This is a genomic window from Sphingobium abikonense NBRC 16140 (assembly GCF_001598335.1).
GTDB lineage: Bacteria > Pseudomonadota > Alphaproteobacteria > Sphingomonadales > Sphingomonadaceae > Sphingobium > Sphingobium abikonense.
Genome location: NZ_BCYT01000005.1, coordinates 1 through 25842, shown reverse-complemented (window position 1 = coordinate 25842; position 25842 = coordinate 1). Strand labels below are relative to the sequence as shown.

The 25842-nt window shown below is 65.7% G+C and carries 25 protein-coding genes; 13 read left to right on the top strand and 12 right to left on the bottom strand.

Translation table 11 applies throughout. The features are described 5' to 3' along the window. Positions 1-17: 17 nt before the first annotated feature. Positions 18-2822 (bottom strand): TonB-dependent receptor, encoded by a 2805-nt coding sequence (locus SAB01S_RS07235; protein WP_062732635.1) that lies wholly within the window; start codon positions 2820-2822, stop codon positions 18-20. A 186-nt stretch (positions 2823-3008) separates the two neighbouring features. Further along, complete coding sequence (pdeM, locus tag SAB01S_RS07230) at positions 3009-3668, bottom strand: ligase-associated DNA damage response endonuclease PdeM (RefSeq protein ID WP_062732407.1); 660 nt, start codon at positions 3666-3668, stop codon at positions 3009-3011. Positions 3669-3733: 65 nt separating this feature from the next. On the opposite strand from pdeM, the gene trhO reads away from it, so the two are divergent. Further along, on the top strand, positions 3734-4585 hold the full coding sequence (gene trhO / locus SAB01S_RS07225) for an oxygen-dependent tRNA uridine(34) hydroxylase TrhO (protein ID WP_062732406.1): 852 nt from the start codon (positions 3734-3736) through the stop codon (positions 4583-4585). Between the two features lie 14 nt (positions 4586-4599). On the opposite strand, the gene SAB01S_RS07220 is transcribed toward trhO, so the two are convergent. Genes SAB01S_RS07220 through SAB01S_RS07205 form a run of 4 tightly spaced genes read right to left on the bottom strand, consistent with a single transcriptional unit; the run spans position 4600 to position 6639 of the window. Continuing rightward, entirely contained in the window at positions 4600-4860 is a 261-nt protein-coding gene (locus SAB01S_RS07220) for a hypothetical protein (protein ID WP_062732405.1), read from the bottom strand. Between the two features lie 3 nt (positions 4861-4863). Further along, positions 4864-5580: a M48 family metallopeptidase gene (locus tag SAB01S_RS07215; protein WP_062732404.1), complete on the bottom strand. Its 717-nt coding sequence runs from the start codon at positions 5578-5580 to the stop codon at positions 4864-4866. Then, a complete protein-coding gene (locus SAB01S_RS07210) occupies positions 5561-5989 on the bottom strand; it encodes a YcgN family cysteine cluster protein (protein WP_062732403.1) in 429 nt (142 codons plus the stop codon). Before SAB01S_RS07210 ends, SAB01S_RS07215 begins: the two co-directional genes overlap by 20 nt. Beyond that, positions 5986-6639 (bottom strand): SCO family protein, encoded by a 654-nt coding sequence (locus SAB01S_RS07205; RefSeq protein ID WP_174525627.1) that lies wholly within the window; start codon positions 6637-6639, stop codon positions 5986-5988. The genes SAB01S_RS07210 and SAB01S_RS07205 overlap by 4 nt, the downstream gene beginning before the upstream one ends. A 40-nt stretch (positions 6640-6679) precedes the next feature. Between SAB01S_RS07205 and SAB01S_RS07200 the strand changes: the two genes are divergently transcribed. From SAB01S_RS07200 to SAB01S_RS07185, 4 genes are all read left to right on the top strand, one after another. Continuing rightward, positions 6680-7297, top strand: coding sequence for an ankyrin repeat domain-containing protein (locus SAB01S_RS07200; RefSeq protein ID WP_062732402.1), 618 nt, complete (start codon positions 6680-6682; stop codon positions 7295-7297). Positions 7298-7370: 73 nt separating this feature from the next. Continuing rightward, positions 7371-8048, top strand: coding sequence for a queuosine precursor transporter (locus SAB01S_RS07195; protein ID WP_062732401.1), 678 nt, complete (start codon positions 7371-7373; stop codon positions 8046-8048). Between the two features lie 98 nt (positions 8049-8146). Continuing rightward, positions 8147-9064 (top strand): acetylglutamate kinase, encoded by a 918-nt coding sequence (argB, locus tag SAB01S_RS07190; protein ID WP_031298406.1) that lies wholly within the window; start codon positions 8147-8149, stop codon positions 9062-9064. A 77-nt stretch (positions 9065-9141) separates the two neighbouring features. Continuing rightward, entirely contained in the window at positions 9142-9483 is a 342-nt protein-coding gene (locus SAB01S_RS07185; RefSeq protein ID WP_009823378.1) for an SWIB/MDM2 domain-containing protein, read from the top strand. A gap of 40 nt (positions 9484-9523) precedes the next feature. On the opposite strand, the gene SAB01S_RS07180 is transcribed toward SAB01S_RS07185, so the two are convergent. After that, on the bottom strand, positions 9524-10723 hold the full coding sequence (locus SAB01S_RS07180; RefSeq protein WP_062732400.1) for an NHL repeat-containing protein: 1200 nt from the start codon (positions 10721-10723) through the stop codon (positions 9524-9526). Between the two features lie 186 nt (positions 10724-10909). Here SAB01S_RS07180 and yczR point away from each other — a divergent pair, with 186 nt between their 5' ends. Then, positions 10910-12373 carry a MocR-like transcription factor YczR gene (yczR, locus tag SAB01S_RS07175; protein ID WP_062732399.1) on the top strand — a complete coding sequence of 488 codons (1464 nt, stop codon included), beginning with the start codon at positions 10910-10912 and terminating at the stop codon, positions 12371-12373. A gap of 82 nt (positions 12374-12455) precedes the next feature. On the opposite strand, the gene ppa is transcribed toward yczR, so the two are convergent. Both ppa and SAB01S_RS07165 read right to left on the bottom strand, forming a co-directional pair. Beyond that, positions 12456-12998 (bottom strand): inorganic diphosphatase, encoded by a 543-nt coding sequence (gene ppa / locus SAB01S_RS07170; protein ID WP_021226778.1) that lies wholly within the window; start codon positions 12996-12998, stop codon positions 12456-12458. Between the two features lie 38 nt (positions 12999-13036). Further along, positions 13037-14977 (bottom strand): M61 family metallopeptidase, encoded by a 1941-nt coding sequence (locus SAB01S_RS07165; protein ID WP_062732633.1) that lies wholly within the window; start codon positions 14975-14977, stop codon positions 13037-13039. A 167-nt stretch (positions 14978-15144) separates the two neighbouring features. Here SAB01S_RS07165 and hisS point away from each other — a divergent pair, with 167 nt between their 5' ends. The 6 genes from hisS (at position 15145) to SAB01S_RS07135 (ending at position 22645) form a co-directional block, all read left to right on the top strand. After that, positions 15145-16485 carry a histidine--tRNA ligase gene (hisS, locus tag SAB01S_RS07160; protein WP_245646424.1) on the top strand — a complete coding sequence of 447 codons (1341 nt, stop codon included), beginning with the start codon at positions 15145-15147 and terminating at the stop codon, positions 16483-16485. Next, a complete protein-coding gene (gene prfA, locus SAB01S_RS07155; protein ID WP_062732398.1) occupies positions 16485-17570 on the top strand; it encodes a peptide chain release factor 1 in 1086 nt (361 codons plus the stop codon). The genes hisS and prfA overlap by 1 nt, the downstream gene beginning before the upstream one ends. Before the next feature lie 14 nt (positions 17571-17584). After that, on the top strand, positions 17585-18418 hold the full coding sequence (gene prmC / locus SAB01S_RS07150) for a peptide chain release factor N(5)-glutamine methyltransferase (RefSeq protein WP_062732397.1): 834 nt from the start codon (positions 17585-17587) through the stop codon (positions 18416-18418). Positions 18419-18735: 317 nt separating this feature from the next. Beyond that, the gene (locus SAB01S_RS07145; protein WP_062732396.1) at positions 18736-19566 is read left to right on the top strand and encodes a DUF4167 domain-containing protein; all 831 of its coding nucleotides are present in this window, start codon (positions 18736-18738) and stop codon (positions 19564-19566) included. Between the two features lie 126 nt (positions 19567-19692). After that, positions 19693-21096, top strand: a complete 1404-nt coding sequence (locus tag SAB01S_RS07140) for a DUF4139 domain-containing protein (RefSeq protein ID WP_062732395.1) — start codon at positions 19693-19695, stop codon at positions 21094-21096. A 10-nt stretch (positions 21097-21106) separates the two neighbouring features. Then, positions 21107-22645, top strand: coding sequence for a DUF4139 domain-containing protein (locus SAB01S_RS07135; RefSeq protein WP_062732394.1), 1539 nt, complete (start codon positions 21107-21109; stop codon positions 22643-22645). Between the two features lie 4 nt (positions 22646-22649). On the opposite strand, the gene SAB01S_RS07130 is transcribed toward SAB01S_RS07135, so the two are convergent. Both SAB01S_RS07130 and SAB01S_RS07125 read right to left on the bottom strand, forming a co-directional pair. After that, positions 22650-23030 carry an acyl-CoA thioesterase gene (locus SAB01S_RS07130; protein ID WP_062732393.1) on the bottom strand — a complete coding sequence of 127 codons (381 nt, stop codon included), beginning with the start codon at positions 23028-23030 and terminating at the stop codon, positions 22650-22652. Between the two features lies 1 nt (position 23031). Then, positions 23032-23331 (bottom strand): hypothetical protein, encoded by a 300-nt coding sequence (locus tag SAB01S_RS07125; RefSeq protein ID WP_021226787.1) that lies wholly within the window; start codon positions 23329-23331, stop codon positions 23032-23034. 136 nt (positions 23332-23467) lie between these two features. Between SAB01S_RS07125 and SAB01S_RS07120 the strand changes: the two genes are divergently transcribed. Next, positions 23468-23896 (top strand): CBS domain-containing protein, encoded by a 429-nt coding sequence (locus SAB01S_RS07120; protein ID WP_062732392.1) that lies wholly within the window; start codon positions 23468-23470, stop codon positions 23894-23896. Between the two features lie 19 nt (positions 23897-23915). Here the strand turns inward: SAB01S_RS07120 and SAB01S_RS07115 are convergent, their stop codons facing one another. Next, positions 23916-25403: a lipopolysaccharide biosynthesis protein gene (locus tag SAB01S_RS07115; RefSeq protein WP_062732391.1), complete on the bottom strand. Its 1488-nt coding sequence runs from the start codon at positions 25401-25403 to the stop codon at positions 23916-23918. Positions 25404-25842 lie beyond the last annotated feature (439 nt).

Sequence of the window (25842 nt, the reverse complement as noted above, 5' to 3'; positions counted from 1 at the left end):
AGGGGAGGATGGCGACTTCAGAAACTGCCGCGCAGGGTGATGCCATAGGTGCGCGGTTCGGCGAGATAGGCCGAAATCAGCTGGTTCGCCATGGGTGCGCCAGCGGCGAACTGGCCCGTGGTCGATGTCGCTGGGCTGCTGGACTGGAGCGGGCTGGAGAAGGCGACCTGGGTGAAATCCTGGTTGAAGATATTCTGGCCCCAGAATTCGATCGCCCAACGCTGATCCTTGCCGCGTATGCCGATGCGCGCATTGACGATGGCATAGCCATCCTGCCGCTTTTCGGGGAAGAGGTCGGAGCCTGTATTATAGTCGCTGGTCAGGCGGCCATCGACGTAAAACAGCGCGGAAAGGCCGCTGGACCCAAGTTGCGGCGTCCAGGCGGCGCTGGCGGTGGTGACGAGTTGCGGCGCGTTGGAGTTGATCGATCCGGGCAGCAGGAACAGCGCGGGATCGAGCGGCACGCTGCCATCGCCGCTGCCGACCAGCCGGTTGGCGAATTTGGCGCGGGCATAGGTGAGGCCGCCGGAGACACGGACATTGCGCGCCGGGCTTGCTGACAATTCCAGTTCCACGCCCTGGCTGATGAGGCCCGGTCCCACATCGCCGCTGTCGCAGGTACGCGCGGCAGTCAGTGCGCTGTCGCAGCCATTGATATTCTGGACGACGAAGCTGGTGCCGTTGAAGGTGTTGAGCTGGAAATTCTTGAACTCCTGCCGGAAGGCGGCGATGTTCGCGCTCCATTTGGGCTGCGCATATTTGAGGCCGATTTCAAAGGCATCGACCTTTTCAGCGGCGAAGCGCAGGCTGGTGACGTCGGCATTGGTGCGCGGCGCGAAGACGGCCGGAATGGCGTTGAGGCCGGTCGATCCCAGCTGAAAGTGATCAAGGTTGAAGCCACCGGCCTTATAGCCCTTCGAATAGCTGCCATAGAGCAGCAGGTCGTCGATCGGCTTCCATGACAATACCGCCGTGCCGGTAAATTCGCCGTCGCTGATGTGGTCGTTGAGGTCGAGCGCGTTGAGGCTGGTCGATCCATTGCCGAGGCAGCCTAGCGTCAGGATACCGCCGGCGAGCGCCGCGGCGGTGCCCAGTTGCGGATTGGTCGCGATGCCCGGCAGCGCCGACGACTGCAGCGCCGCGCAGGTGGCGTTGTTGTTGTTGAAATCGGCCGAAAAACGCTTGCTTTCATGGGTATAGCGCAGGCCCAGCGTCAGATCGAGCTGGTTGGTGACATGGATGATATTATGGGTGAAGAGCGCCCAATTCTCGCTTTTCTGCCGGTAGATCGACGCGGTATCGCCGGTGCCGCCGGGAATGGCGGCGAGCGCGCGCAACCCATTGCCAAGGCCGGTCGAGATCGCGCCCGCCTGCGCCGCGGCAAGGGCCGGGGGCAGGCCGGCATTGACGAAGGCGGCGGTGAGGCCCGAATTGAGATTGGCCTGCGTGCCCGCGATCAGCGGCTGGGTGGCAAGGCCACTGCCGCAGGCGGCGAGCTGCTGCGCCGTGAAATTGCTGGTCGCGCCGGCCCCGGCCATCAGGCGGCAGGCGGCGAAGCGGCCATAGTCGGCGCCGAACCGGATATTGTCCTGTAAGGTCAGCCGTTCATTGGCGTAATAGCCGCCCACCAGCCAGTCGAGCACGTCGCTGAACGCCGATCCTTGCAGCCGCAATTCCTGGGTGAAGGTCTTGAACTGGCGATAGGTGTTGGGATCGCGATAGAGAAGGTCGGCGCGATTATAGTCGTAATCGCCATAGTCGCGGGACTTGTAGTCGCGATAGGCGGTGATGCTGGTGAGCTTGGCGCCGCCGAAATCATAATTGATCTCGCCCGAAACGCCCCAGTCCTTCAACTTGCTGACATAGTCGCGGCCCGGCGTGATCGACAGTTCGCGATCATAGGGGTCGGCGGGAATGACGCTGCCCTGCCCCGCCAGGATCGCGGCGATGCGGTTGAAGGGCGCGTCGGTATAGCCGCCCCCGGCGGCGGGCAGGCGTTCGCGCGATTCGATATAGGCCGCGCCGCAGCAGCTTTCGTCGCGATTGGTATAGTCGCCGATCAGGCGGATGGAGAGGGCGTCATTGGGTTCGATCAGCGCCTGCCCGCGCAGGAAATAGCGGTCGCGATCATTGGTGTCGCCCACGGTCGCGCCGGTGCCGTCGACCAGCTTGTAGAAGCCGTCGCGCTTGCTCCAGACGCCATCGAGCGCCAGCGCGATGCTGTCGCTGATCGGCCCGGTGACGCGGCCAGACAGGCGCCAATAATCATAATTGCCGTAGGTGACTTCTCCCTTGGCATGAAATTCACGCTCGGGCGCCTTGCTGATGATGTTGATGAGGCCGGCGGATGCATTGCGCCCGAACAGCGTGCCCTGCGGCCCGCGCAGCACTTCGACCCGCTCGATTTCGCCCAGTTCGTTGAGGCCCGCGCCCGTGCGCGAACGATAGACGCCGTCGATGAAGACCGCGACCGAGCTTTCAAGGCCCGGATTGTCGCCGACTGTGCCGATGCCGCGGATACGGGCCGAGGCATTGGCTTCGGAGCCGGTGGAGGAAACGAGCAGCGATGGCGCGAGCTGATTGAGGGTGCGGATGTCACTGGCGCCGCTATTCTCCATCGCCTGCGCGCTGACGGCCGACACCGCGATCGGCACGTCGGACAGCGGGCTGGCGCGGCGGGTGGCGGTCACGATGATGTCGGCGCCCGGATCATCGGCCGCGGCCTGCGGCATAGCGGCGTCCTGCGCCAGCGCGGCGGGGGCAAGCATGCCGAGCGCCAGCGCGCCGGTGGTGGTCAGCCAGAGACTCTTGTCTGTCAGCATCATATCATCCTCTCCTGACCCGCGCGGCTTTTTGGCGCTTCGGGTTCAGGTGCGATTATGCTGCCACAGCAGGGGCTTGGCAAGAGTCGCCCGCTTTTCCGGGGCTTTTACGCAGGTGCGAGATGCATCCATGTCGGCGCTGTTGCACAGTGGCAACATTTGCGCTTTGCTTTCCGTAACGTCGCTTTACGAAAGCGGAAAGCGCAGCAGCCGGTCCGCGACGGGCACCAGCGCGGCCGCACCCGGCCCAACGGCCCGACGAATCTCGCCATGGCCGGCATCCAGCCCGCCGGTCAGCGCGCCGAGCGCGGGCAGGATCAGCTTGGTCGCCGATCCGACGAAGCAGCGGCGTGACACATGACGGCCGCGTAGCGACAGGCGCAGCTTGGGGTGAAAATGGCCGGAAATTTCAGGGGCGGGGTCATCGGGCTGCGCCTCATGCCGCAGCCAGATGCCGCCGACCTGCGCCTGGGCGACGCGCCGGCCGCCGGGCATAGCGGCCACGCCAATGTCATGATTGCCGGTGATCCAGGTCCAGTCCAGCCGACCGGTCAGGGCCGCCAGCCGATCGCGCGCCTGCGGGTCGAGCCGGGCGGCGCCGTCGCTGTCGTGGAAACTGTCGCCCAGCGAATAGACCGCCTGCGCGCCCGTGCGCGCCACGAGCGCGTCGATCATGTCGAGCGTCGCCTGGCTGTCATGCGGCGGCAGGAACTGGCCGAAGCGCGCATACCAGCTCGCCTTTTCAAAATGCAGGTCGGCGACCAGCAGCGCGCGGCGCGCGGGCCAATAGAGCGCGGCTTCGGGCAGGGCCAGAAACGCCTCTCCTGCGAACGAAAGGGGAACCATCCAGCGCCTATGCGCCTGTCCGTCGCGGCTTTCAAGTGGCCGCGCACAGGCCTATAGGCGCTGCCATGCCCGCAACATCGTCCGCCACCCAATCCGCCTATGCCATTGCCGCCCTGTATCGCTTCGCCCGGTTCGATGATCCCGATGCGATCGCCGCGCGGTTGCGGGCGCTGTGCAGCGACCTTTGCACCTGCGGCACGCTGATCGTCGCGGGCGAGGGGATCAACGGCACGGTGGCGGGCAGCGATGACGCCATCGCCGCGCTGGTCGGGCATATCCGCACGCTGCCGGGCTGCATGGACCTGGACGTCAAATATGCGCGCGCCGATGCGCCACCTTTTGCGCGCATGAAGATCAAGGTGAAGGCGGAGATCGTGACGCTGGGCGCGGGCGATCTGGACCCGGCGACCCAGGCGGGCGATTATCTGGACCCGGCGCAATGGAACGCGCTGATCGCCGATCCCGACACGATCGTCATCGACACGCGCAACGCCTATGAGGTCGCCTGCGGCACATTTGAGAATGCGATCGACCCGGCGACGCGGTCCTTTCGCGAATTTCCCGCCTGGTTCGACGGGCTGGCCGAACAGCTGCGCGCCAAGGGACGGGAGCCCAAAATCGCGATGTTCTGCACCGGCGGAATACGGTGCGAGAAATCGACCGCGCTGGTGAAGGCGCGGGGCTTCGACGCGGTCTATCATCTGAAGGGCGGCATCCTGCGCTATCTGGAGGAGATGCCGGAGGCGCAGAGCCGCTGGCAGGGCGAATGCTATGTCTTTGACGAGCGGGTGACGGTGGGCCATGGACTGAAGCCGGGCAATCATGTCGCCTGCCCCGCCTGTGGCCTGCCCTATCCGCGCGAGGGGGAGCATGTCTGCGCCGGGGACGAAACGGGGGCCTGGCCGCATCGGGGCTAGGCGGTTATGCGCGCTCAGAGCGGTTCTTCGACCAGTTCGGCGATTTCGAAGGCGTAGCTGGTCCAGCCGCGCCTCTTCGCGCCATCGGCGGCCGGCGCTTTTAGCTTCTTCGCTTCGGCCAGCGAACGGGTGTGGCCCCAGAACACCTCCGTCCGGCCATTTTCCAGCTGCGCGACGATCCGCCAATAATGGGTGAGCGGGTCGGCGGTGGGGCCGATGCGTTTCACATAGCCATCCGCCATGGTCGCGACGAGATAGCGTTTGCGGCGGGCCATGGATCAGGCGCGGTAGCGGTGGAGGCCGGCGCCATGGGCGCGAAGCCAGGCGCGCGCAGGGCGGGGATCGGCGCCCAGGATGCGGCGATGGGCGGCGTGAAAGGCGGGGCTGTGGTCCATGTGCAGCAGATGCGCCAGTTCATGCGCCACCGTGGCGCGGCGCACGTCCGGCGGAGCAAGGATCAGCCGCCAGCTATAGCGGATCGCCCCGGACGAAGCGCAACTGCCCCAGCGGCTGCGCGGATCGCCAACGCCCACCGAAGCGACGATCAGGCCATGGTCGCGCGCCAGGGCATGGCTTTCGCTATCCAGCACCGCCCGCGCCCGTGCGACAAGCCAGCGTTGGACGCGCGGGCCGACCGATTCGGCCGGACCGCCCAGCAGGAGCCGGTCGTCCTCCAGTCGGATCGTGCGGGTCGCGCCTGCGACCCAGCAGATGGTGACATCGCGCCCTTCGAGCGGAAAAGTCGCGCCATCGGCGAGCGGGGTTATGGCGGGTTGCCTGGCCAGCTGGTCGCGCACCCAGGCTTCATGATCCTGCGCCCATGCCAGCGCCTTTTTGAGGTTCGCGCGCGCGGGCAGCGAGAGGCGAAGGCCGCCATACGTGCTGTCGATCGTCAGCCGATAGGCGCGGGTGCGGGCCGATCGGCGGACGCGCACCAGCACGGCCAAGCCATCGACCAGGATTGCGGCGTCGCCTTCAAAGCTCGCGGTCGACAAGATGATGTTCCCAATCGCCAGCCTCCGCCTCCACCACGGTCCAGCCGCGCACCGATTCGCCGGCGCGATGCACCGCTTCCCGGTCGCCGCTGACCAGATAATGCCAGTCGGGCAGGGGCAAGCCGTCCCCGCGCAGCCGATAGGCGCAGGTGCGCGGCAGCCAGCTGAGGTTGCGCACCTTGGCCGGGGTCAGCCGAACGCAGTCGGGCACGAAGCGGCGGCGATCCTTGTAATTGCTGCATTGGCCGCTCTGGCGGTCGAGCAGGCGACAGGCGACATTGGTGGGGTAGATGCGGCCCGTATCCTCATCCTCCGCCTTGTGCAGGCAGCATTTGCCGCAGCCGTCGCACAGCGCTTCCCACTGCGCGCGATCCAGCTGGTCCAGCGGCTTTTCCCAGAAGGGGGTCATTTGATCCATTGTTGCAGGAAGGCGCGGACCTTGTCCGGCGCGCCTTCATCCACGTCTGGGGTGCCCGGATCATCCACCGGGACCAGGGCGATCGGCTGGCCATCGGGTCCGAACAGATAGGGGGTGCGGCTGTGGCTCACCAGATAGTCGCTGGCGCCCGCGCTGTCTTCCTTGCCATAGATGACCGCGAAATCCTTGGCCACCTTGGCGATCTGGTCCGGCGTGCCGGTAAGGCCGATGAGGCGCGGGTGAAAGGCGGCGACATAGGTTTTGAGCACGGCAGGCGTGTCGCGGGCGGGATCGACGCTGATGAGCATCGGTTGCACCTTGGCGGCCAATTGCGGACTGGCTTTTTCGAACTGGGCAAAGCCCTGCATGATGCGTTGCAGGTCGACCGGGCAGATGTCCGGGCAATAGGTATAGCCGAAATAGACGAGCCGATACTGGCCCTTGAAATCATCCCAGCGGACCGGCTTTGCGTCCTGGTTGGTGAGGGTGAAGGGGCCGCCGATGCGTGCGCCCGCAAGGTCGCCCTGCGCCGCGCCGTTGTTTGATGCGGCGTTGCCGCCCCCCGTATCGCAGGCGGAAAGCAGGGCGAGCATCGGCAGGGTGCAGGTCAATATGGCTTTGTTCATGGCATCGCCAGCCATGCCCTGCTAGAAGCCGATTTGCAAACAGACAGGGCGCAGCATGACCAAGACCTTCCGTTCCGCTTTCCTGATTCCGGTCGCCATGGCGATGGTCGCGCCCGGCGTCGCGCAGGCGCAGTTTTCGGACAATTATAATTTCCTGAAAGCCGTGAAGGATCGCGACGGGCAGAAGGTAACGGACTTCATCCAGAAGCCGGGTTCGACGGTCATCAACAGCCGCGATGTCACCAGCGGCGAAAATGCGCTGCACATCGTGGTCGCTCGGCGCGACAATAGCTGGCTGACATTCCTGCTGGCCAAGGGCGCCAATCCCAACCTGACGGACAATGACGGCAACACGCCGCTGATGGACGCGGTGCAGGCGCGATTCGAGGAAGGGGTGCGCACGCTGCTGGCCTATAAGGCGCAGGTCGACAAGGCCAATGACAATGGCGAAACGCCGCTCATTCGCGCCGTGCAGTTGCGCGACGTAGGGCTGGTGCGGCTGCTGGTGGCGCAGGGGGCCAATGTCGACAAGCGCGACAGCCTGGCGGGCATGTCGGCGCGCGACTATGCGGCACGGGACAATCGCACGCCGGGGCTGGCCGACGCGCTGGACGCGGCCAAGGACAGCAATGCGGCAAAGCCGTCTGGGCCGGTGCAGGGTCCGGTCTTCTGATCGGCGGGGTGTGAGCGGGGGCGTAAAGTCCCGCTCTCTTTCCCCGCCGCGCAAATGGCGATATGGGCGGCCGATGACGACTTCGCCCGCGCCCATCAGCCGATCGCTCTTCTTCTTTTCCATCTTCTATGGCGGCATGGTCTGCATCGCGGGCGTGCTGGGGAACAAGCAGGTGGCGCTCGGCCCGCTGTCGGGCATCGGGCCGATGGTCGGGCTGGGGCCGCTGGCGGTGGAGGCGGGGATTTTCGCCTTCCTGCTGCTGGTCACGATATCCAGCGCGGTGGCGGAACTGCATGGCCGCGCGGTGGCGAACCGGCTGGTGCAGATCGGTTTCCTGCCGCTGATCGCGTCGATCCTGCTGTCTATCCTGGTGCTGGCGGCCCCGGCGGCGGGGGACATGGACCCGGCGCGGGCCGACGCCTTCGCGCTGATGATGGGCGGCACGCCGCGCATCTGGCTGGGCGGGATCATCGCCTATGGCATTTCCCAGACGCTGAACGTGACGCTGTTTGCGGCGCTCAAGGGGCGGGAGGGCAGCCGGCTGCTGTGGCTGCGCGCCGCGACGGCGAGCATCCTGTCGCAGATCGTCGACACGTTGCTGTTCGTCACCATCGCCTTTTACGGCGTCTTCCCGATCGGCGAATTGCTGCTGGGGCAGATGCTGGCGAAGGTGCTGCTTTCGGCGATCCTGGTGCCGCCGGTCATCTATTTGCTGGTCGGGCTGGGACGGCGGCTGGACCGGCAGGGGTGACAATGACAGCGAGCGCGACATATCCAAGAATGGGGGCTTTTACTTAGTTAGCTAGCTAAGTTATTGGCAATTGCTTGCGGGTGCGCGCATATACGCCTATGCGCGCGCGCATGAACAGCAAGCACGCCCCCGATCCCGCGCTCCTGGCCAAGGCCGAAACCCTGGTCGAGGCGCTGCCCTATATGCAGCGTTATGCGGGCAAGACCTTCGTCGTGAAATATGGCGGGCATGCGATGGGCGATCCGGAAGCCGCGCGCGATTTCGCCGAGGATGTCGTCCTCATGAAGGCAGTGGGCATCAACGTCGTCGTCGTTCACGGTGGCGGGCCGCAGATCGGCGCGATGCTGAAGAAACTGGGCGTCGAATCGCAGTTCATCGGCGGCCTGCGCGTCACCGACAAGGAAACCGCGCAGATCGCCGAAATGGTGCTGGCAGGCTCCATCAACAAGGAAATCGTCGGCTGGATCGCGGGCGCCGGCGGCAAGGCTGTCGGCATTTCGGGCAAGGACGGTGGCCTGGTCGTCTGCGAAAAGGTGCTGGGCAAGCGCGAGGCGGACCCCAATTCGGGCATCGAGCGCAATGTCGACCTGGGCTTTGTCGGCGATCCGGTCGCGGTGGACCGTTCAATCCTGGACACGCTGGCCAATAACGGCATCATCCCGGTGGTGGCGCCGGTGGGAATCGGCGCGGACGGCCATACCTATAATGTCAACGCCGACACGATGGCGGGCGCGATCGCAGCGGAGTTGAAGGCGTCGCGCTTCTTCCTGCTCACTGATGTTGCGGGCGTGCTCGACAAGCAGGGACAGTTGCTGTCGGACCTCGATCCGGCGGCGATCCATGGGCTGGAAGCCGACGGCACGATCAGCGGCGGTATGATCCCGAAGCTGGAAACCTGCGTGCGCGCGGTCGAAGGCGGGGTCGATGCCGCCGTCATCCTGGACGGGCGGGTGCCCCATGCGATGCTGCTGGAAATCTTTACCGATCAGGGCGCGGGCACTTTGGTCCACAAATAAGCGCGGCCGCGCGGGCCGCAACCAATGACGGCGCGCCGCGTATATGGCTATCGACCCTGCAAGGTGAGGAGCATGACGTGGCGAAATCGGCGGAAAAACGCGGCAAGGATGAAACCAAGGCCGCCGAAAAGACGGTCAAGGCGACCGGCAAGAAAGCCGGCGGCGCGCGCGGCGGCATCACCGCGCCGGTCACGCCCTCCCCGGAGCTGGCCGAGATTGTCGGCGACAAGGACCTGCCCCGCAGCGAGGTGGTGAGCAAGGTCTGGGACTATATCAAGAAGCATGACTTGCAGGATGCGAAGGACCGGCGGCAGATCAACGCCGACGCCAAGCTGGAAAAGATTTTCGGCAAGAAATCAGTCAGCATGTTCGAAATGAACAAGCATCTGAGCCAGCATCTGACCGCGAAGAAGGCGTGATCGGCAGGGGCGGCCGGAACGCTCGGTCGCCCAACGCCGCTTATTCGATCCCGGTAAAGACCAATTTCTGCACCCGGCGGCCGGTGTTGACTTCGGTCGCGTAGAGATTGCCCTGGCTGTCGGTATCGATGCTGTGCAGCCATGTGAACTGGCCCGCGTGCCGACCGATACGGCCGATTGCGCCAAGCACTTCATGGGTTGCGCGGCGCAGGATCCAGATGCGGCCGTTCATCATGTCGGCGACATAGAGATAGGTCTGGTCCGGGTCGGGCGAGAAGGCGATGTCGGTGACGGTATGGGTGCCGCCGGTGTCGCCTGCAATCACAAGGTCGCGCACGAAGATCAGATCGCCAGTCTTGCTTCGCCTGAATAGCTGCGCCCGGTTGTTGTTGCGATCGCAGACATAGACATGGCCGTCGCGCGTCGGCACCACGCAATGGACGATATCGGCGAAAATCGGCGCCTTGGGATCGGCGACCTTGCCGGGGTCGACGGCATGGCTCTGGTCGAAATCGCCGGTGCGGGTGGGCGCGACCGGTGGCTTGCCATAGGCGCCCCAGCGGCCCTTATAGGCGTTGCTCTTCGCGCCGAAGCCAATGACGCGACGATTGATATAACCGTCCGAAATCAGCACCATGTCCTCGCTATGATTGACGTCCGACGGATTGCCGAGCAGGTCGGTCGCGTCGTTGCCGCCGGTTTTGTCGCGACGGCCGAAGCTGCGGATGTAGCGGCCATCGGCGCTGTAGTTCAGCACGACATGATCGCCCTTCCCATTGCCGCTGAACCAGATCGTCCCGGCCTTGTCGACGAAGATGCCGTGCAGGCTTGAGGGCCACTGGCTGACGCCATCGATGCTGGGCGCGCTGTCGGGGCCGCCCCACCCGCCAAGATAGCGACCGTCGCTCGCAAAGCGCACCACGGGAGGCGCGGGCTTGCAGCAGACGGCGATCGGCGGGTCTTGCGCCAGGCCCGTATCGGTGGCGGTGAGGGAATGGGGGCGATGCACGACCCAGACACTATCGTCAGGGCCAACCGCGACGCCGCTCACCTGCCCCAGCAACAGGTCCGGCGGCATGGCGGGCCAGGCAGCGTCGATCATGAAGCGCGGCATCTTCGTGCCCCCAGGCGCGATCTGTTCGAAGGCGAGCGGGGCGAGCGCGGGGGCCGGCGCGTCGGGCGCGGGACTGGTCGCGCCGAGGAGCGGCAGGGAAAGAAGGATAGCAAGCAGGCGGCGCATGGGCAGGCTCCCGGATTGCGAGGTGGTGGGATCATGCCTGTGGGCGGCGCGGCGTCAAGGATTGCCCGCGCAACCTGCTGCGCGCGCGCGCGAGGGAACAAGGCAGCTTTCGCCCAACTGGCCTTTTCGATCAGGGCCAGTTTGGCATAAGTGGATAGGATCATCCCCTTACCCGGAGGATTGCGCATGTCCACTTCGCTGCTTCGCCCCCCGTCCCTGCTGCGCCTGCTGGGCGCATGGCGCGCGCAGGACAGCGCGGAGCCGGCCTATCGGCAGCTGGCGCAGGCGTTGCGGATGCTGGTGCTGGACGGGCGGGTCGGGTTGAATGTGAGGCTGCCGGGCGAACGGGAACTGGCCGCCGCGCTCGGCCTGTCGCGCACTACCATTGCCGCAGCCTTCGACCGGCTGCGCGACGAGGGGTTCCTGGAGAGCCGGCAGGGGTCGGGCAGCGTCACGCGCCTGCCCGCCGGCCATGCGACGACGCCGGCCGCAGAGCCGGAAACGACGAGTGGGGGCAATTTGCTTAACTGGACCCATGCGGCATTGCCCGCCGCGCCTGGCGTTGCGCGCGCCTATGGCCATGCGGTCGAGGCGCTGCCCGCCTATCTGGGCGATCTGGGCTATGATCCGTTCGGCCTGATGGTGCTGCGCCGCGCGATCGCCGCCCATTATGAGCGGCGCGGCTGTCCGACGTCGCCCGACCAGATCATGGTCACGAACGGTGCGCAGCAGGGATTTTCGCTGCTGCTCAAATGGCTGGCGGGGCCGGGCGACCGGGCGGTGATCGACCATCCGACCTATCATAATGTCATCCAGGCGTTGCAGCGCGCCCATGTCGTGCCGGTGCCGGTCGGCCTGCCCGAACAGGGGTGGGATATTGACGCGATGGAGGCGGCGTTCCGCCAGACCGCGCCGCGCTTTGCCTATGTGATCGCCGATTTCCACAATCCGACCGGGCGCTCGATGGACCCGGCCACCCGGCGCGCGCTGGTGGCGGCGGCGACGCGCACGCACACGCCGCTGATCGTCGATGAAACGATGGTGGCGATGGGGCTGGACTTCGCGCCGCCGCCGCCGGTCGCCTGCCATGATCCATCGGGCCGGCAGGTCATTTCGCTGGGGTCGGCGAGCAAGATATTCTGGGGCGGGCTGCGCGTGGGATGGATTCGCGCCGATGCGCAGACGGTCGCGGCGCTGGGGCGGCTGCGCACGACGATGGATATGGCGAGCCCCGTAGTGGAGCAGTTGGCGGTGGCGCAGCTGATCGACGCGGATGTCGGGCTGGGTGCGCGGGCGCAAGTGCTGCGCGACCGGCGCGACCATCTGCTGGGCCTGATTTCCGCGCATCTGCCGCACTGGCGGGTCGAATCGCCGACGGGTGGCCTGTCGCTGTGGGCCGAGCTGCCGCGCGCGGAGGCGACGGCGCTGGCGGCGCTGGCCGAAAGCCTGGGCGTGCGGGTGGCGGCGGGGCCGCGCTTTGGCGTGGGCGGCGCGTTCGAGCGATTCCTGCGCCTGCCCTTCACGCTGGACGAGGGCCAGATGGAGGCGGGGGTGGCGCGGCTGGTCGAGGCGGACGCGCGGCTGCATGCGCGCCTGCCGCGCGGGCGCGACAGTTTCGCGCTGGCGATGGAGGCGGACCGGCTGATCTGAGGCGCGGCGCGCGTGCCCCAAGGAAAAAGGCCGCGCGGTGTGGAACCGCGCGGCCTTTTCGTGAAACCCCGATGGACGCGGATCAGGCGGTCTTCTTGGCCGCCTGATAGCGTTCGATCGCTTCCACGGTGATCTGGCGGGCGTCTTCGGCGCCGCCCCAGGTGCCGATGCGCACCCACTTCTTCTTCTCCAGATCCTTATAGTGGGTGAAGAAATGCTCGATCTGCTGGAAGACGATTTCCGGCAGGTCGTCGCGTTCGCCCACATTGGAATAATAAGGGAAGGTCGAATCCACCGGCACGCAGACCAGCTTTTCATCGCCGCCCGCTTCATCCTCCAGGTTCAGCACCGCGATCGGGCGGGCGCGCACGACGCAGCCGGGAATGAAGGGCGAGCGCGCGACGACCAGCGCATCAAGCGGGTCGCCGTCGGGCGACAGCGTGTGCGGCACGAAGCCGTAATTGGCCGGATAGCGCATCGGCGTGTGCAGGATGCGATCCACGAACAGCGCGCCCGACGCCTTGTCGAACTCATATTTGACCGGCTCGCCGCCCACCGGCACCTCGATGATGACATTGAGGTTGTTGGGCGGATCGTCGCCAACGGAGATCAGTTCGATATTCATGAAAACGCCTTCTTCCTACAATTTTCGCTGCGGGTGAGTCATGTTCTTGGCTTGAGCAGCCGGTCGAGGCTGCCTTCACCCTCTCCTGTCTTTTCGAGGCGCGGATAGCGCAAGCCACCTGAATAAGCGAGCGACAAAGTGCGGTAATATTTGTCCTGCTTGACGATGATCTGGATCGGCGTCTTACCGTCCTTTGCCGCGGTGATTGCCGCCTTCCAGTCTTCGGGCGAGAATTCATTGCCGTTCACCGCCAATATCTTGGCGCCGACGACCAGACCCGCCTTGAACGCCGCGCTGTCCCAGATGACGCTGCTGATGTCGCCGTCATTCTTGACGATCGCGCCGATGCCCGCCCCCTGGTCGACATATTTGCCCGACGTTTCGGCCGCCTTGGTGAAGCTGTTGGGCTCTTCGGTGTAGACGAGCTTGTAGCCGCCCATGAAGAAGCCGCCCTTGGGCGTTTCGCCGGTGGGGCGATCGACATATTTCTGGAAGAAACCGGCCCAGTCATAGGGCGCGATGCCGTTGAGCGTCGCGATGATGTCGTCGCGATTATAGACGACCTGGCCCCAGTCGCCCGGTTTGATGCCGAAAAAGGCCTTGGCGAAATCATCGAGGCCCTTGCGGCCACGGGTCGCCTTGCTGATGATGGCGTCGGCCTCCAGCCACATCATTAGCCCTTCGTTGTAATAATCCTCCGATCGCTGCCAGCTGCTCCAGCCCTTGGGCCGGCGGGCGGAAATGATGGGATCATGGGTGGTGTCTTCCAGCGGACGCCATTGCCGGCCGACCGCCGTGTCGAGCCGGGCGGCGATATTGGCATAGGCGTCGAGCGTTTCCTGCTTGGTGAACATGCCCGACCGTGCGCCCAGCACATAACCCCAGAATTGCGTCTGCCCTTCATAGACCCACAGCAGGTTATCCTGCATCGGCGTGCGGAAATCGGGCGTCCAGAGCAGGTCGGGGCGGCGGAACTTGCCGTCCCAGCTATGAGTGAATTCATGCGGGAGCAGGTTGCGGTCAAGCAGCGCCTTGCCCGAATCCCAATCCTTGAAATAGCCCGGTTCCACCTGGTTTTCCGAACTGCGCTGATGTTCCAGGCCGATGCCGCCCATTTCATCGGTAATGGCGAGCAGGAAGTCATAATGGTTGAAATGATAGGCGCCAAACAGCGCGCCGGCTTCATCGACCAGCTTCTTATGCTTGGCGATCTGTTCGGGCTTGTAGGCGAGCTCGTCGGCGTCGTCGGCGACGATGTTGAGCGTCACGTCATGGCCCAGGTCCACCGGCTTGAAATAGCGGCCGGCAAAGACGGGCGAATCCTGCAACGCTTCATAATCGATGGTTTCATAGGCGACGCTATCACCCGTCTTCGTGCCGCGCAGCGCGGTCGCGGCCTGCCAGCCGGCGGGGTAGGTGACGGTCGCCTGCACCGGGATCTGGCGGGTGTAATAGCCCGCCGGGTAGAGCGACACCTGTTCCCACTGGAGGTTCAGCATCTTGGGCGTCATGACGACGCGGCCCTGATTGGGCTGGGTGGCGGACAGGAACTGGAAGGAGGCGACGATCTCGGTCGCGCCCTGGGGCACGTCGATCGTGAAGGCGTAAACGTCGAGCGGATCGCGCACCCACTCAATCGGCTGGCCATTGGCGGTGATGGTGAGGCCGGCAAGCTTTTCGATCTGGCCGCGCGGCGCGTGATTGCCCGGCAGCCATTCGGGCATCAGCAGCGTCATGCGTCCCGCCTGGGCGACGGGGATGGTTTCCTTGACGCGGTAGATGCGCTGGGTGGTGTCGGTCGCGTCGACTTCCAGCCTGATCGTGCCGGGATAGGGCGTGTCGCGGGGCGCAGGTGTCGCGTCATCGACCGGCAGGGCGGTAGGCTTGGAGCGTAGCGCGTCCTGCGCATGGAGCGGCGTAACGATGGCGGTGGCAAGGCCTGTCGACAGGCAGAGGGCGGCAGCAAGGCTGCGGATCATGGAGGTCTCCGAAAGATGGGCGGGGCCGGTCGGCCCGAATGGCCCAAGCATGGCGGCTGCGCGCGCGTGCGTCCACCCCTGAGCGAAATGCGGACGCGCCCGGAAAGGGCAGGCGACCGAAAAACCGCGTTTCCTTGCACTTGAAATGCCGCTAAAGGCGCTGCCCCATGGCCAGAATAGATACCCCGCGCCCGGTGCGCGGCACGCAGGACATGCTGGGCGGCACGCCCGATGCTTTCCAGGAGAGGTTCGCGCATGTGGTCGCGACCTTTGATCGCGTGCGCCGGCTCTACGGGTTCCAGCGGGTCGAGGTGCCGGTGTTCGAGGCGACGGCGGTGTTCGCCCGGTCGCTGGGCGAAAGCACCGATGTCGTGTCCAAGGAAATGTACACGTTCGAGGATCGCGGCGGGGATTCGATCACCCTGCGGCCCGAATTCACCGCCGGGATCAGCCGCGCCTACATCACCGAAGGCTGGCAGCAATATGCGCCGCTCAAAGTCGCGACGCACGGGCCGCTGTTCCGCTATGAACGGCCGCAAAAGGGGCGGTTCCGCCAGTTCCATCAGCTGGACGCGGAAATCATCGGCGCGGGCGAGCCGGGCGCGGACGTCGAATTGCTGGTGATGGGCGACCAGCTGCTGCGCGAGCTGAAGATCGAGGGCGTGACGCTGACGCTCAATACGCTGGGCGACGCGCCGAGCCGGGACGCCTGGCGCGCGGCGCTGATCGCGCATTTCGAGGCAAACCGGGCCGATTTGTCGGAAGACAGCGTCGAGCGGCTGGCGAAGAACCCGCTGCGCATCCTGGACAGCAAGGACCCGCGCGACCGGCCGATCGCCGACAGCGCGCCGGACATCGACGCCTATCTGACCGACGAGGCGCGCGGCTTTTTCGAGAAGGTGACGGCGGGGCTGGACGCGGCGGGCGTGGCGTGGGAGCGCAACGCGCGGCTGGTGCGCGGACTGGACTATTATCGCCACACCGCGTTCGAATTCGTGACCGACCGGCTGGGCGCGCAGGGCACGGTGCTGGGCGGCGGGCGCTATGACGGGCTGATCGAAAATCTGGGCGGCCCCGCCACGCCTGCGGTCGGATGGGCGGCGGGGATCGAGCGGCTCGCGATGCTGGTGGATGCACCAGAGATCGACAAACCGGCCGTAGCTGTCATTCCTATGGGCGAAGCGGCCGAGGCAAAGGCAATCGGCATCGTCGCCGATCTACGCCGGTCGGGCATCCCCTGTAATATGAGCTATCGTGGCAATATGAAAAAGCGGATGCAGCGAGCCAATGCGAGTGGGGCCGCTTTCGCCGCAATTCTAGGCGATGATGAGATCGCTCAAGGATGTGCGACCGTGAAGAATCTTCAGACTGGCGAGCAAGGTTCAATTTCATTTATCGATTTGGATGCGCATCTACTGGGCGCGATCGAACAGGAAGAATTTCGACAGCGGCATGAAGCTGCTTTGGCGTTGAGTGGCTTCGCCGGTAACGAGCAACTGAAACCCTGATGCACATTTCCGCCGAACGTATTGCGCAGATCGAGGCGCGCCGGGATGAGGTGCAGGCGTCGATGACGCGCGCCGATCTGGCGCCCGAGCAGTTCGTGCGGCTGTCCAAGGAATATGCCGAGATCGAGCCGGTGGCGGCGGCCGCGCGCGAATTGCGGCGCTTGCGGCAGGAATTGTCGGCGCTGGAGATGATGACCGGGGGCGAGGAGGCGGATCCGGCCATGCGCGACATGGCGCAGGAGGAAATGCAGCTCCTAAAAAGCCAGCTGCCCGCCGCCGAGCGCGCGCTGGCGCTGCAATTGCTGCCTCGTGACGCCGCCGACGCGCGGCCCGCCATGCTGGAAATCCGCGCCGGCACTGGCGGCGACGAGGCGGCCCTGTTCGCTGGCGACCTGTTCCGCATGTATCAGCGCTATGCCGATACGCAGGGCTGGAAGATGGAGATGCTGTCCGCCAATGCGTCCGAACAGGGCGGGTTCAAGGAAGTGGTCGCCAGCATCAATGGCGCGGGCGTGTTCGCGAAATTGAAGTTCGAGAGCGGCGTGCACCGGGTACAGCGCGTGCCGGTGACGGAAAGCGGCGGGCGCATCCACACCAGCGCGGCGACCGTCGCCGTGCTGCCCGAACCCGAGGAAGTGGACGTGCAGATTGCCGACGCGGACCTCAAGATCGACATTTATCGCGCATCGGGCGCGGGCGGGCAGCATGTGAACACCACCGATTCGGCCGTGCGCATCACCCATGTGCCAACCGGCATCGTGGTAACGCAGCAGGACGAGCGGTCGCAGCACAAGAACAAGGCGAAGGCGATGCAGGTGCTGCGCGCGCGCCTGTATGAAGCCGAGCGCGAACGCACGCAGAGCGAGCAGGCAGGGGCGCGGCGGGCGATGGTGGGATCGGGCGACCGGTCCGAACGCATCCGAACCTATAATTTCCCCCAAGGCCGCGTCACCGACCATCGCATCAACCTGACGCTGCATCGCTTGCCCGAAATATTGGAAGGGCCGGGCCTGGCCGAAGTCATCGACGCGCTGATCGCCGAGGATGAAGCGGCGCGGCTGGCGCAGCTGGACGGGGTGAGTTGACGGGGTCTTCCCCCATGTGCCTGACGAGCGGGAACATCCCGGACGCGCTCCGCGCCGCCACCGATCGTCTGGCCGGTTTTAGCGACACGGCGCGGCTGGACTCGGAATTGCTGATGGCGCACGCACTGGACCTGTCGCGCGGCGAGATGCTGATGCGGCATCGCGACCTGAGCGTGCCGGCCGATTTCGCGGCGCTGGTCGCGCGGCGTGCGGCGGGAGAGCCGGTCGCGCATATCATCGGCACGCGTGATTTCTGGACGATCACGTTGGCCGTGACGCCCGACACGCTGATCCCGCGCCCGGACAGCGAGACGCTGATCGAGGCGGCGGTCGATCATTTCGGCGCGCGGGGTCCGCAGACGGTGCTGGACCTTGGCACCGGGTCGGGCGCGCTGCTGCTCGCCGCGCTGGCGCAATGGCCGCAGGCGCGCGGGCTTGGGATCGACACGTCGGCGGCCGCGCTGGCGGTGGCGCGGGGCAATGCGGCGCGGCTGGACTTGGGGGGGCGGGCCGATTTCTGCATTGGCGACTGGGCGAAGGGGGTAAAGGGGGCGTTTGACCTGCTGCTCATCAACCCGCCCTATATCGGCGTCGATGAACCGCTGAGCGGTGATGTGCTGCGCGAACCGGCGAGCGCCTTGTTTGCGGGAACGGACGGACTGGATGATTATCGCCGCATCGCGCCGGACCTGCCGCGCCTGATCGCGCCGGGCGGCATGGCGGCGATCGAAATCGGCCACAGGCAGGGCGAAAGCGTCGGGGCGCTGGTGGCGGCGCAGGGGCTGAACATTGCCATCCGTCGCGACCTGGCAGGGCTGGATCGCTGCATCGTCGCCACGCGGACATGATCGGCAATGGGTGATTTACGCCCAGGAAAACGAAAATCGCTTGGTTTATGCCGGGAAAGCCACTACATCGGGTCTAGGGACGGCTCCATCTCGTGATCTGGCTACTATGGCCATGGACAGAAAAGGCCGTTTTTTACGCTCCTTAAAGTCATGACGGCGTTCGCTGCGCTAGCGCCGGTGGCGGCCAGGCAATTGGCCCGGATCATCCGGCCAGGCCCGGCGGAGCCATATTCGGCCAGATGGATGGCCGTGCTTGGGGATGGCGACTGAACAGTGTCTTCAGTGAGTTTTGACATAGCGAACGCAAGGACCATGTCTTGATCAACAACCGGCAATCCGGCCGTCGCAATCGCGGCCGGAACAATAACGGTCGACCCAATGGTGGCAACCGGGGCGGCGGCGACAATGGCAACCGCATCGACAACCGCGCCCGCGGCAATGCGGCCCAGCTTCTTGAGAAATACAAGAATATGGCCCGCGATGCGCAGATGGCCGGCGACCGCGTGAATGCCGAATATTATTTGCAGTTCGCCGATCATTATTTCCGTGTGCTGGCCGACAATCGCGCCCGCCAGGAAGAACAGCAGCAGCGCTTCCGTCGTAATGACGATGATTATGGCGATGACGGCGAGGATTTCGACAGCGCCGATTATGGGAGCGACGATGCGCGCGCCGACCAGTCCGAGCGCGGATCGCGCGATCAGGGCCGGGGCCGTGACCAAGGCCGCGATCAATCGCGGAACCAGGGTAGGGATCAGACCCGCGACCAGGACGACCAGCGCGATACGCGCGGCAATCGTCGCGATCGCACCCGCCGCGACTATCAGGGCAGTGACGAGGATGCGTCGCCCCGGATGGAGCGTGGCGTCGAGGGACCGGCCGGTACGCCTGCCGACGCGATGAGCGAGGCCGCGCAGGCCGCGCCCGCTGCTGCTCCTGCCGCTGAAACCGAAGCGCCCAAGCCGCGTCGCGGCCGCCCGCGCAAGGTCGATGCCGCCAAGGTCGCCGATGACGCGCATGGGATGGATGCCGCGATCCTGCCGCCCTCGATCGCGCGGGCCGACAATGACGAGGACGTACAGGCCGAGGAAGCGCCCAAGAAGCGCACCCGCCGGCCGCGCGCCAAGGCGGCCGAAGCGGCCGAATAACCGCGTCGCGCCCGGTTGCAGGGATAGGAGGGGACGATGCCAGCGCGCATCGTCCCCTTTTTGCTGCACGCTTTGCAAAGTCGCACGCGATCCGGCACAAGGCGGAGGCAAAGACCGGAGAGAGACATGATCGCTGCGCGCCTGCCCGCCCCGTTGCTGCTGGCCCTGATGGCGGCAAGCGCCCATGCGCAGGGTGGGAACGACCCGGTGGGCGCCAGCGCGCAGGGGGACATTGCCGTCACCATCTATAATGGCGGCCAGTCGCTGGTGCAGGATGAACGGCGACTGTCGGTGACGCAGGGCCGCAACCGCATCGAATTTCCCGATGTGTCGGCGCGCATCCGGCCCGAAACGGTGAACCTGTCGGGTCCGGGCCTGTCCATCGTCGAACAGAATTTCGATTTCGACCTGCTGTCGCCCGACAAGCTGATGGACAAGGCGGTGGGGCAGGAGGTGACGCTGGTCCGCACCAATGTCGCGACCGGGGCGGAAACGCGGGAACGGGCGAAGGTGCTGGCGGCCAATGGCGGCATCGTGCTCCAGATCGGCAATCGGATCGAGGTGCTGCGCGACGACGGGCTGCCGGTGCGGGTGGTGTTCGACCGGGTGCCGCCCAATTTGCGTGCGCGGCCGACATTGTCGGTGACGGTGGAAGCGGATCGCGACGGCACGTTGCCGGCCCGCCTGTCCTATCTGACCCCCAATCTGGGCTGGACCGCCGATTATGTCGCGATGTTCGACGCGGCGAAGCAGGCGATGGACATGCAGGGATGGGTGACGCTGACCAACAATAGCGGCACGACCTACACCAATGCGCGCACTTTGCTGGTTGCGGGCGACCCGGCCAATGGCGGCGGCCGGCAAGGCGGCTTTGCGCCCGGAGCGGGCGCGATCGATGCCGCCGGAACCGAAAGCGGGACGCGCGAACGGCTTGGCGACTATTATCTCTATCCGCTGGCCGCGCGCACGACGATCGCCGACGCGCAGCAGAAGCAGGTGAGTTTCCTGGATGTGCAGGGCACGCCGGCGCGGTCGACCTATGAATATGTAAACGGGTGGCTGGGCAGTTCCGCCGAACCGATGAGCGCGTCGAGCGTGCTCAAATTTTCCACGTCGAAACAGGGCGGCCTGGGCGATCAACTGCCCGCCGGCACGATCCGCGTCTATATGCGCGATGCGCGCGGCGATCCGCAGTTCATCGGCGAAAATCGCATCGACCATACGCCCATGGGATCGTCCATGGCGCTGCGCACAGGCGAGGCCTTCGACGTCAAGGTCCGCCCGACCGTCGAGCAGCGCACGCGTAAGGGCGCGGATCGCTGGGAAACGCGGATGCGCTATACGCTGACCAACGCGCGGCCCGAGGCGGTGACGGTCGATCTGGCGCAGCTGGGCCTGTGGGGCGATAGCCGGGTGGTGCAGCAGAGCCTGGAGGGACGGCGCGTGTCGGCCGAGCGCATGGAATGGAGCGTGCCGGTGCCTGCCAACGGGTCGGCCGAACTGCTGGTCACGTTCGATTCGCGCTATTGAGCGCGGCGCCATGATGGGCGGTCGGCTGATCCTTGTCCTTGCGCTGATGCTGGCGGCGGCAGGGCCTGCGCGCGCGCAGATGCTGGTGTCGCCCAGGCCCGATGCGGTGGCACTCACCATTTATCGCCAGCCCGGCCGCACGCGCGGCGCGATCGATCCGCAATGGCCGCGCGGCTATGCGCTCGTCACGGAAACCCGCACGATCGACCTGCCCCGGGGCGAAAGCGTGATCCGGTTCGAGGGCGTGGCCGAAGGACTGATGCCCGAAACGGCCGTGCTGTCCGGTCTGCCGCACGGGGTGCGGGAAAAGAATCGCGATGCGCGGCTCTTGTCGCCGGCAGGACTGGTCGACGCCTATCTGAAACGCAGCGTGAGGCTGCGCCGCACCGATCGCGCGACGGGCCGGGTGACGGAGCAGGATGCGGTCATCACGGCGGGGCCGGCGGGCGGCGTCATCGTGCGCACGGCGCAGGGCTATGAGGCGTTGGGGTGCAGCGGCCTGCCCGAAAGGATGCTGTACCCGGAGGTGCCGGCCGGCCTGTCGGCGCGGCCGACGCTGTCCGTTATCGCCACCGCCGACCGGCCAATGCGTGCGACCGTGCAGCTCACCTATCTGGCGCAGGGGTTCGACTGGGCGGCCAATTATGTCGCCGAGCGGCGCGCGGACGGTCGCATCGACCTGATGGCGTGGCTGACGCTGGCCAATGGCGGCGTGACGGACTTTGCTGATGCAAAGGTCGCGGTGATTGCCGGGCATCCCAATCGGGAAGCGCAAGCATTGCTGCGGCGGCAGGCGGCTGGCGCGCTCAGCTTACGCTGCTGGCCGATGGATGGCACCAGCACTCATCCGCGCTGGGGGGTGCCGCCAGCGGCGATGGCGCAGCGGATGGAGCGGGCCGAGGATATCGTCGTGACCGGCGCGCGACTGGCGGCCCCAGCACCCCCACCACCACCGCCGCCACCACCACCCCCTCCGCCGCCACCGCCCGAGGATGTCGGCGACCTCAAACTCTATCGCATTCCATTCGCGGTCGATGTCGCGGCGAGCGGGCAGAAGCAGGTGGCGCTGCTCCGCCAACCCGGCGTGGTGACAGAGCGGTTGTACGCCGCGACGATCGGCGGGCCTGCGCCCTCGCTGCCGATGACATTGCGGCTACGCTTGCAGAACCGGGCGGAGGACGGGCTGGGCATCGCCATGCCGGCGGGCCGCGTCGCGCTGTTCGAGCAAGTGGCGGGGCAGCGGCTGCTGGCGGGGGAGGCGGACGTCGCGGACAAGGCGGCGGGTGAACGGATCGACTATGATCTGATGCAGAGCCCCGACGTGCGGATCACCGCAACGGTCGCGCAGCAAAGCGCCAAGCGCCGGCGCTGGATCGTCAGCGTCACCAATGGGCGGCCGCAGCCGGTTACGGCGGAAGTGACCTTGCTACAGGATATCATGCCCCGCCCCAAGGGGCTGGAGCGGCGGGGCGATGGCTGGGTCTGGCGCATGGTCGTGCCGGCGAACGGTAAAGCGGACTATCGCTATGATGAGCGGCTCGACCGCTGAACCGTCAGGCGGTCGGAAAAGGCCGGGGCCGGTGATCGGCGTCCAGCGCCACGAACGTATAGACGCCGCTGGTCAGCGGTACTTCTTCCTGCGCGATTCCGCGCGTCGCCACGACGTCGATGCGGATCGCCAGCGACGTCCGACCGCGCCGTTCTTCGCGCGCATAGACGGACACGATATCACCCAGCAAAATGGGGGCGATGAACTTCATGCTTTCGATCGCGACGGTCGCGACCGGCCCCTGCGCCATGCGATGGGCGATGATGCCGCCGGCAATATCCATTTGACTGAGCACCCAGCCGCCGAAGATATGACCATTGGCGTTGATGTCCGACAATTTGGGCATCACGCGCAGCACCGCCTCGCCCCGATCGTCTTTCGTCATGTCAGTCATCCAGCGGCACCTCGTCCTTCGCCCGGTCAATCACCTGTTCGTCATGCCCCGTCCCGCTGGACAGGAAGGCCAGCGCCATCAGCCCCGTGCCCAGCATGAAGGTCAGCCAGACGCCCAATGTGGTGGCGATCGCCATATGCAAGGGCAGCGCGCCCGTCCACCAATAGAGAAACAGCAGCGCCGCGCCGACGCAGGCGACGCCGCCGGCCGCCATCCAGGCCATGATCCGGCGAAACCGGCCCCAGGCGGTCGCCGCGATCTGCGGGTCGTCGAGCGCTTCCTTGCGTGTCATCCCTTTTCTTTGGGGCGTGATCGTGGGATCATCAAGCGCCGGACACGATTTGGGTCGCCACGCCCGGCTGGCGGCTCGTCCATCGCGGAACAGAAAAACAGCTCCGGCGGATGCAGGCGAACAAGGAGAGCAGGCCATGACCATCGCAGCGATTTTGCAGCGCAAGGGGACCGATGTCGTCCAGGTCCAACCCACCGACAGCGTGCTGAGCGCCGTCCGATTGCTGGCGGACCAGCGAATCGGCTGCGTGCCCGTGGTTGCCGATGGCAAGGTCGTGGGCATTTTTTCGGAGCGCGACCTGGTCTACCGCGTGGCGCAGGACGGGCCGTCCGCGCTGGACCATAGCGTTGGCGAGGTGATGACGGCGCCCGCCATCACTATCGATGAACAGACATCGGTCATGCAGGGCCTGTCGCTGATGACGAAGCGCCGCATTCGTCATTTGCCGGTGGTGGTCGATGGCGCACTGGCGGGCATGATCTCGATCGGCGATCTGGTCAAATTCCGCATCGACAGCATCGAATCGGAAGCCGCGGCGATGCGCGACTATATCCAGACCGCCTGATCGGCGCGCGACCGCCGGGTCAGGCGGCGGCCTGTACCGGCGGCTTGCGGCGGATGACCAGCGCGACCAGTTCCGCAAGCGTGGCGCGGGCGCACAGCAGAAGGGCGCTTAAAAAAGCGAGGCCGCCTGCGGGAACCAGGATCGCGAGTCGCAGCGGTGCGGGCAGGACCGGCAGGACCGAATCGAGCGCCAGCACGACGCCGGCCATCAGCACCGAACAGCCCAGGCCCGGCGCGGCCGCCAGCGCCAGGTCGGCAAGGCGCAGGCCCATGGGCGCACCGGCGAGGCGCGCCGTCACCAGCGTCAATAGCGGAAAGGCGGCAAGCCAGGCCCAGGCCAGGCCGATCGCCCCGAACTGGATTCCGATCAGAAAGGCCGCCGGCATCAGCACTGCGCCGACCGCGGCGATTCGCGCCGTGGTGCCGGGGCGGCCGAGCGCATTGCTGACCGGCGCGAACATCACCTGCACCGTCATGAACGGCATGGCGAGCGCCAATATCGTGACAAAGGGCGCCATGGCGCTCCATTTCGCCCCGAACAGCGTTTCCACAAGCGGCCCGGCGGTCACCGCCATGCCAAGGTAGATGGGGCAGGTCAGCAGCAACAGCAGCTTCACCGCCTTGCAGAAGGACCAGGATACCCGGCTCACATCCTTCTGCATCCGCGCATAGGCGGGAAAAGCGACGTCGTTGAGCGGGGGCACGAATTTGCTGACGAAAATCTGGGTGAGAAACAGGGCTTCGGCATAAAGGCCGAGCGCATGGGGATCGAGCACGCGGCCGCCGATGAAGATGTCGGCCTGGCTCTGGACGATCCAGAAAAGCTGCCCGCCCAGCAGCGATGCGCCATAGCCGACCATCGCGCCGGTGCCGCGAAAATCAAAGCTCGGGATCGGGCGGAATCCGGTGACGATGACATAGCCCGCCGCCTTGACCCAGAAACCGGCGATCGGCGCGAACACCAGCGTCCATACGCCCCATCCCGACAGGGCGCCGGTCAGCGCGACGCCGGCAGAGGCGGCCGCTGCGATTAGGTTGACCAGCGCGGGTCGCTTGAAATCCAGCGCGCGACCCATGATCGCTTCGGGGATCGAGATGAAGGGGGTGGACAGGTAGAGCAGCGCCTGCACCCGCAGCAGGTCGGCGACCATGGGCTGGTCATAATAGTCGGCGGCCAGGGGCGCGATGGCGAGTTGCAGCAGGGCGAGCGTGCCGTTCAGCAGCAGCATGATGCCAAAGGCCTGGCGCAGCCGATGCGGTTCGACGCTGTCCGACTGCACCAGCGCGCTCACCAGGCCATAGCCGTTGAGGAAGGTCGCGAAATTGAGGATCACCTGCGTCATCGCGAACAGGCCATAGTCGGCCGGATCGAGCAGGCGGATGACGGCCAGCGTCACCACCCAGCTCATCATCTGAGAGACGATCTGGCTGCCCGACCGCCAGAAGATGGCGCTGCGTATCCGCGCGCCAAAGCCCGCGTCATTCGCATCCGCATCCTGCAAACCCATATGCCTATCCGTTCCTCGATCCTGACCGCTGGCCCGAGCCTTTATCAGGGAAGGTCCCAAAAATTTCTGAAATAAAATTGCAAAAAGGGTTTGACGGTTCGGAAAGCCACCCATATATGCCGCCTCACCGGACGGGACGCTGCCTTTTACGAGGCGCTGACGGGACGGTCGCCAACATTTGCGGGACACTCTCCCTCGGAAGCAGTTTCGAGGAAGGTACGCTGTTCCCTATAAGTGTTGGTTGGTTCTTTGACATTGTAGGTTAGATGAAGGGACATGTGGGCGGCGGCTCGGTGTCTGGCACGCTTTAGGGTGCTGGATTATCGTGAAAGCGTAAGCCGTTTCATATGTCCTTATACATATCCACAGTAATATGTATTTGTGCAGGAACGGCTCCTAGAGAATGAGCGGTTTTGGTTGGGCTTATTCCGCCTGGCTA

Excerpts from the sequence above, each read along its gene's own strand:
- SAB01S_RS07235 (WP_062732635.1), bottom strand. The coding sequence starts at position 2,822 with ATGCTGACAGACAAGAGTCTCTGGCTGACCACCACCGGCGCGCTGGCG.
- pdeM (WP_062732407.1), bottom strand. The coding sequence starts at position 3,668 with ATGGTTCCCCTTTCGTTCGCAGGAGAGGCGTTTCTGGCCCTGCCCGAA.
- trhO (WP_062732406.1), top strand. The coding sequence starts at position 3,734 with ATGCCCGCAACATCGTCCGCCACCCAATCCGCCTATGCCATTGCCGCC.
- SAB01S_RS07220 (WP_062732405.1), bottom strand. The coding sequence starts at position 4,860 with ATGGCCCGCCGCAAACGCTATCTCGTCGCGACCATGGCGGATGGCTAT.
- SAB01S_RS07210 (WP_062732403.1), bottom strand. The coding sequence starts at position 5,989 with ATGACCCCCTTCTGGGAAAAGCCGCTGGACCAGCTGGATCGCGCGCAG.
- SAB01S_RS07205 (WP_174525627.1), bottom strand. The coding sequence starts at position 6,639 with ATGGCTGGCGATGCCATGAACAAAGCCATATTGACCTGCACCCTGCCG.
- SAB01S_RS07200 (WP_062732402.1), top strand. The coding sequence starts at position 6,680 with ATGACCAAGACCTTCCGTTCCGCTTTCCTGATTCCGGTCGCCATGGCG.
- SAB01S_RS07195 (WP_062732401.1), top strand. The coding sequence starts at position 7,371 with ATGACGACTTCGCCCGCGCCCATCAGCCGATCGCTCTTCTTCTTTTCC.
- argB (WP_031298406.1), top strand. The coding sequence starts at position 8,147 with ATGCGCGCGCGCATGAACAGCAAGCACGCCCCCGATCCCGCGCTCCTG.
- SAB01S_RS07180 (WP_062732400.1), bottom strand. The coding sequence starts at position 10,723 with ATGCGCCGCCTGCTTGCTATCCTTCTTTCCCTGCCGCTCCTCGGCGCG.
- yczR (WP_062732399.1), top strand. The coding sequence starts at position 10,910 with ATGTCCACTTCGCTGCTTCGCCCCCCGTCCCTGCTGCGCCTGCTGGGC.
- ppa (WP_021226778.1), bottom strand. The coding sequence starts at position 12,998 with ATGAATATCGAACTGATCTCCGTTGGCGACGATCCGCCCAACAACCTC.
- SAB01S_RS07165 (WP_062732633.1), bottom strand. The coding sequence starts at position 14,977 with ATGATCCGCAGCCTTGCTGCCGCCCTCTGCCTGTCGACAGGCCTTGCC.
- hisS (WP_245646424.1), top strand. The coding sequence starts at position 15,145 with ATGGCCAGAATAGATACCCCGCGCCCGGTGCGCGGCACGCAGGACATG.
- prfA (WP_062732398.1), top strand. The coding sequence starts at position 16,485 with ATGCACATTTCCGCCGAACGTATTGCGCAGATCGAGGCGCGCCGGGAT.
- prmC (WP_062732397.1), top strand. The coding sequence starts at position 17,585 with ATGTGCCTGACGAGCGGGAACATCCCGGACGCGCTCCGCGCCGCCACC.
- SAB01S_RS07140 (WP_062732395.1), top strand. The coding sequence starts at position 19,693 with ATGATCGCTGCGCGCCTGCCCGCCCCGTTGCTGCTGGCCCTGATGGCG.
- SAB01S_RS07135 (WP_062732394.1), top strand. The coding sequence starts at position 21,107 with ATGATGGGCGGTCGGCTGATCCTTGTCCTTGCGCTGATGCTGGCGGCG.
- SAB01S_RS07130 (WP_062732393.1), bottom strand. The coding sequence starts at position 23,030 with ATGACGAAAGACGATCGGGGCGAGGCGGTGCTGCGCGTGATGCCCAAA.
- SAB01S_RS07125 (WP_021226787.1), bottom strand. The coding sequence starts at position 23,331 with ATGACACGCAAGGAAGCGCTCGACGACCCGCAGATCGCGGCGACCGCC.
- SAB01S_RS07120 (WP_062732392.1), top strand. The coding sequence starts at position 23,468 with ATGACCATCGCAGCGATTTTGCAGCGCAAGGGGACCGATGTCGTCCAG.
- SAB01S_RS07115 (WP_062732391.1), bottom strand. The coding sequence starts at position 25,403 with ATGGGTTTGCAGGATGCGGATGCGAATGACGCGGGCTTTGGCGCGCGG.